Below are 5,258 nucleotides of genomic sequence, written 5' to 3' on the forward strand. Positions count from 1 at the left end.
GGGATCGGACAGCAGCCCCGCGATGATCGTCATGTTCTGGCGGCCGACCAGCTGGTTCGCGAGCAGCACGCGGCGCACGCCGCCGTGATACGCGGCCTGCGTCTGGTGTGCGGTCGCGAGCGTGATGCCCCACGCGCCGGCGTCGAGCTGGCGGCGGAACAGTTGCGGCGCCATCGTCGTCTTGCCGTGCGGCGCGAACTTGACACCGTATTTCTGCACGAACGCCTGCATCCAGTTCAGGTTGTGCTCGACGCGATCCTCGTAAAGCACGGCGGCCGGCAGGCTGACGTCTTCCGCGAGCAGATTCCATTCGAGCCGGCTCGCGTCGCCGAGCGGCACGCTCGCGCTCGGCAGATTGCCCAGGCCCTTGCCGAACGGATCGATCGTCGCTTCCTGATAGTTTGTAACTTTCATGTCATCCCGCTCCATCATCACTATGCATTGCACTGAAGTTGACATGCAGATGGTACAGAAAGTAGCATCGGCGCGGTGATGTTATTTAATAACATCCCGCTTCACACCCTTTTCCGCCGATGAATACGTCCGCTTCCCCGTCCGCTCCGCCTGCCGCCGAGCCGCATCCGGCTCAGGCCGCCCCGCCGGTCCTCGACATCGTCGCGCGGATCGCCGAATGCGCGCCCGAGCTGCGCGAAGCCGAGCGCAAGGTTGCCGCGTTCATCCTCGCCGATCTGGCGCGCGCCGCGCATGCGAGCATCGGCGCGCTCGCGCGCGACGCGGAGGTCAGCGTCGCGACGGTCACGCGTTTCGCGAAGGCCGTCGGCTGCCGCGACGTGCGCGAACTGAAGGTGCTCGTCGCGCAGGCGGCGGCCGTCGGTCAGCGTTTCCTGGTGCCGTCCGACGACGCGCCGGCCGACGACGCGAGCCCCGCATCGATGGTCTACGACGAGATTCGCGTGGCGCTCGCGCACAACCACCAGTTGCTGCGCAACACGTCGTTCGACGCGGCGGCCGACCTGCTCGCCGGCGCGAAGATGACGTACGTGTACGGGCAGGGCGGCGGTTCGACCGCGCTGGCCGACGAGCTGCGCTTCCGGCTCGTGCGTTTCGGCCGGCCGGTCGCGAGCTACCAGGACAGCCTGCTGCAACGGATGGTGGCCGCGACGCTGTCGGGCGACACCGTCGTCGTCGCGTTGTCGGTGAGCGGGCGCGTGCCCGAGCTGCTCGAGAGCTGCCGGCTCGCGAAGCGCTACGGCGCGAAGCTGATCGCGATCACCGCGCCGGCGTCGCCGCTCGCGAAGCTTGCCGACCACCTGATCCCGGTCGTCGCGTTCGAAACCGATTTCATTTACAAGCCGTCGACCTCGCGCTACGCGATGATGATGGCGATCGACGTGCTCGTCACCGGCGTCGCGCTGCGGCTCGGCGATGCGGGCCGTGAATCGCTGCGCCGCATCAAACACGCGCTCGATGCGCACCGCGGCGGCGGAGACCGTCAACCGGTAGGAGACTGACCATGCATTCGCATCCCGAAGCGGCCGATACGCTGATCGTCGGCGCGCAGTTGTACGACGGCACTGGCGCGCCGCCCGTCACGCGCGACGTCGCGATCCGCAACGGCCTGATCGCGGCGATCGGCAATCTGTCGAACTGGCTCGCGGAGCACGTCGTCGACGCGAACGGCCGGGCGCTCGCGCCGGGCTTCGTCGACGTGCACACGCACGACGACACGCACGTGATCCGTGCGCCGGAGATGATCCCGAAGATCTCGCAGGGCGTGACGACCGTGATCGTCGGCAACTGCGGAATCAGCGCATCGCCGGTGACGCTCGCCGGCGACCCGCCCGATCCGATGAACCTGCTCGGCGAGCGCGGCGCGTTCCAGTACCCGAGCTTCGCCGCTTACGTCGCGGCCGTCAACGACGCGCGCCCGGCCGTGAACGTCGCGGCGCTCGTCGGCCATACGGCGCTGCGCAACAACCAGATGGACCGCCTCGACCGCGCGGCGACCGACGGCGAGATCGCCGGCATGCGCGCGCAGCTCGAGGAGGCGCTCGCGAACGGCGCGCTCGGCTTGTCGTCGGGCCTTGCGTACGGCTCCGCGTTCGCGGCGCCGCCCGAGGAAGTGATGGCGCTCGCCGAGCCGCTCGCCCAATCCGGTGCGCTGTACACCACGCACATGCGTACCGAGTTCGACGCGATCCTCGACGCGATGGACGAGGCTTACCGCGTCGGCCGCCACGCGCAGGTGCCGGTCGTGATCTCGCACCTGAAGTGCGCGGGCCCGTCGAACTGGGGGCGCAGCACCGAGGTGCTCGCGTCGCTCGACGGCGCGCGACGTTACCAGCCGGTCGGCTGCGACTGCTATCCGTACAGCCGCAGTTCGTCGACGCTCGACCTGAAGCAGGTGACGGGCGACATCGACATCACGATCACGTGGTCGGAGCCGCACCCGGAAGTCGCGGGCAAGCTGTTGAAGGCGATCGCGGCCGACTGGGGCGTGAGCGAGCAGGAAGCCGCGCAGCGCATTCGCCCCGCGGGCGCCGTGTACCACAACATGTCCGAGGACGACGTGCGCCGGATCCTGTCGCATCCGGCGACGATGGTCGGCTCCGACGGCCTGCCGAACGATCCGCTGCCGCACCCGCGGCTGTGGGGCGCGTTCCCGCGCGTGCTCGGCCATTACGTGCGCGACACCAACCTGTTGCCGCTCGAGGAGGCGATCCGCAAGATGACGTCGCTGTCCGCGCGTCGCTATGGCATCCCGAAGCGAGGCGAAGTGCATGTCGGTTACCACGCGGATCTCGTGCTGTTCGATCCGGCGAGCGTGATCGACGCCGCGACGTTCGAGAAGCCGCAACAGCCCGCGCACGGGATCGACGCGGTGTGGGTGAACGGCGTGCTGACATACGAAAACGGCCAGCCGACCGGCGAGCGCGCCGGCGGTTTCGTCGCGCGCGGCGAGCGCGTGCCGGCGAGTGCCGATGCGGCGTTCTGAACGCGGCAGGTGTTCCGATCTTCCGCGCGTGCCCAAGCCGGCGCGCGCATCCGTAACCGAAATGTGAGGAGTGAAACGATGAAGCGATATGGCGTAGGCGAAGCGAAGGGCACGGGCGGCCAGGTGATGCCGTTTGCACGGGCGGTCGAGGCCGACGGCTGGCTGTACGTGTCGGGCCAGACGCCGATGGTAAACGGCGAGGTCGTCGAAGGCGGGATCGTCACGCAGTCGAAGCAGACGATCGAGAACGTGATCGCGATCCTGAAGGAAGCCGGCTACGGACTCGAGCACGTCGTGCGCTGCGGCGTGTGGCTCGATGACGCGCGCGATTTCGCGTCGTTCAACAAGGTGTTCGTGTCGTACTTCGGCGAGCATCCGCCGGCACGCGCGTGCGTGCAGTCGAGCATGGTCATCGACTGCAAGGTCGAGGTCGATTGCATCGCGTACAAGCCGCCGGTGAAGTAACGCGCCGCGGCGAGTCGATACGCGCAACGGGCCCGGTGTGAACTGCACCGGGCCCGTTTTGTCATTTTCCGGGTGCGGTCCGACGGACTCGAGGCCGTCACGCGGCTGCAACCGTTGCAACGCATTCAGCCCGTTGGTGTAACGTGCTGTCCGAACGACTGAAAGGACATGTATGGAATGGGCTGCACTGGTGCCGGAGCTGATCTGCTCGGACCTTGCCGGAAGCGTGCGCTTCTATCGGGACGTGCTGGGTTTCCGGATTCGCTTCGAGCGTCCGGAAGACGGATTCGCGTACCTCGAGCTCGGAGGGGTTCAACTGATGCTCGAGCAGCAGAGCCCGGAAAGCTGGCTGACGGGCGCGATGGAGCCGCCGTTCGGGCGGGGAATCAACCTGCAGATCGAGGTCGATGCGATCGGCCCGATTCATGACCGGATCGTCGCCGCAGGCGTGGCGCTGTTCGCCGCCCCCCGAACCTCCTGGTATCGGCAGGACGACATCGAACACGGCCAGATCGAGATGCTGGTGCAAGACCCCGACGGCTACCTGCTGCGCCTGGTGGAAATTCTCCCGGAGCGCCCGGTGCAAGGATGAACCGGGCCGTCCGCCGCCCGGAAGGGGCGGGCGAACGGTCGCCGGCGAGTTTCACTGCCGCGCGGTCCGCGCGTTGTCCGGCATCGGCTGGTTGTAATTCGTGCGGAACGGGTTGATGTCGAGCCCGCCGCGGCGCGTGTAGCGCGCGTACACCGCGAGCTTCACCGGTTTGCACGCATGCAGGATGTCGAGGAAGATTCGCTCGACGCACTGCTCGTGAAAGCCCGTGTGATTGCGGAACGAGATGATGTAGCGCAGCAGGCCCGCGTGGTCGATCTGCGGCCCGACGTAGTGGATCTGCACACTGCCCCAGTCGGGCTGGCCCGTGACCGGGCAGTTCGAGCGCAGCAGGTCGGACACGAGCGTCTCCTCGACCGGCGCTTCGTTCTCGCCGTCGGCCGCCGACAGCAGCGACGGATCGGGTTCGTACACGTCGGTGTCGAGGTCGAGCCGGTCGAGCGACAGCCCGTCGAGCTCGTCCATCTCCAGCTTGGCGAAATCGTGCGGCGACACCAGCTGGACCGACACGCTCGCGCCGCACGCGGCCGACACGTCGCGCTTCAGCACGTCGCGCACCGCATCGACCGAGTCGAACTTCGACTGCGCGAACGAGCCGAGATACAGCTTGAACGACTTCGATTCGACGATGTTCGGCGATTCGGCCGGCACGTAGAACGTCGCGATCGCGACCTGCGGCTTGCCGCGCGCATTGAGCCACGACAGCTCGTACGCGTTCCAGATGTCGGTGCCGAAGAACGGCAGCGCCGACGTGATGCCGAGCTGCTCGCGTGCGCCGGCGCGCGGGATCGGGAACAGCAGCGACGCGTCGTACTGCGCCGCGTAGACGGTGGCCTTGCCGAGCGGGGAATGTTCGGGATTCATTGCACGAAGCCTTTACGACAGGAAGAGGCGGTAAGCCGGGTTGGCGCTCTCTTCGACATACGGGTAGCCGAGTGCCGCGAGGAAGCGTTCGAATTCGGCGCGATCGGCCTGCGGCACCTGCAGCCCGACGAGGATCGAGCTGTAGTCCGCGCCCTGGTTGCGGTAGTGGAACAGGCTGATGTTCCAGTCCGGCGCCATCGACGACAGGAACTTCATCAGCGCGCCCGGCCGTTCCGGGAATTCGAAGCGGAACAGGCGCTCGTCGAGCGCGAGCGGCGAGCGGCCGCCGACCATGTAGCGGATGTGTTCCTTCGACAGCTCGTCGTGCGTCAGGTCGACGCTCTTGAAGCCGTGCGACTCGAA

At 67.4% G+C, this 5,258-nt stretch carries 5 protein-coding genes and 2 pseudogenes; 4 read left to right on the top strand and 3 right to left on the bottom strand.

Annotated features, from left to right (window positions below; all coding sequences use genetic code 11):
• Window positions 1-414, bottom strand: a pseudogene (locus tag JMF90_RS22825) (amino acid deaminase); the annotation flags it as partial.
• A gap of 119 nt (window positions 415-533) precedes the next feature.
• Here JMF90_RS22825 and JMF90_RS22830 point away from each other — a divergent pair.
• From JMF90_RS22830 to JMF90_RS22845, 4 genes are all read left to right on the top strand, one after another.
• A complete protein-coding gene (locus JMF90_RS22830) occupies window positions 534-1,472 on the top strand; it encodes a MurR/RpiR family transcriptional regulator (protein WP_011546196.1) in 939 nt (312 codons plus the stop codon).
• 2 nt (window positions 1,473-1,474) lie between these two features.
• Entirely contained in the window at window positions 1,475-2,956 is a 1,482-nt protein-coding gene (locus JMF90_RS22835) for an amidohydrolase family protein (RefSeq protein WP_011546195.1), read from the top strand.
• Window positions 2,957-3,034: 78 nt separating this feature from the next.
• Window positions 3,035-3,421 carry a RidA family protein gene (locus JMF90_RS22840; protein WP_006477830.1) on the top strand — a complete coding sequence of 129 codons (387 nt, stop codon included), beginning with the start codon at window positions 3,035-3,037 and terminating at the stop codon, window positions 3,419-3,421.
• 172 nt (window positions 3,422-3,593) lie between these two features.
• Window positions 3,594-4,013 (top strand): VOC family protein, encoded by a 420-nt coding sequence (locus tag JMF90_RS22845; protein WP_011546194.1) that lies wholly within the window; start codon window positions 3,594-3,596, stop codon window positions 4,011-4,013.
• Between the two features lie 51 nt (window positions 4,014-4,064).
• Here JMF90_RS22845 and queF read toward each other — a convergent pair whose 3' ends face one another.
• The gene (gene queF, locus JMF90_RS22850) at window positions 4,065-4,895 is read right to left on the bottom strand and encodes an NADPH-dependent 7-cyano-7-deazaguanine reductase QueF (RefSeq protein ID WP_011546193.1); all 831 of its coding nucleotides are present in this window, start codon (window positions 4,893-4,895) and stop codon (window positions 4,065-4,067) included.
• A gap of 12 nt (window positions 4,896-4,907) precedes the next feature.
• Window positions 4,908-5,258: pseudogene (locus tag JMF90_RS22855) on the bottom strand (threonine ammonia-lyase, biosynthetic); the annotation flags it as partial.

Origin of the sequence: Burkholderia sp. E168m23, from assembly GCF_016586125.1 — a bacterium.
In the GTDB taxonomy this organism is placed as follows: domain Bacteria; phylum Pseudomonadota; class Gammaproteobacteria; order Burkholderiales; family Burkholderiaceae; genus Burkholderia; species Burkholderia orbicola.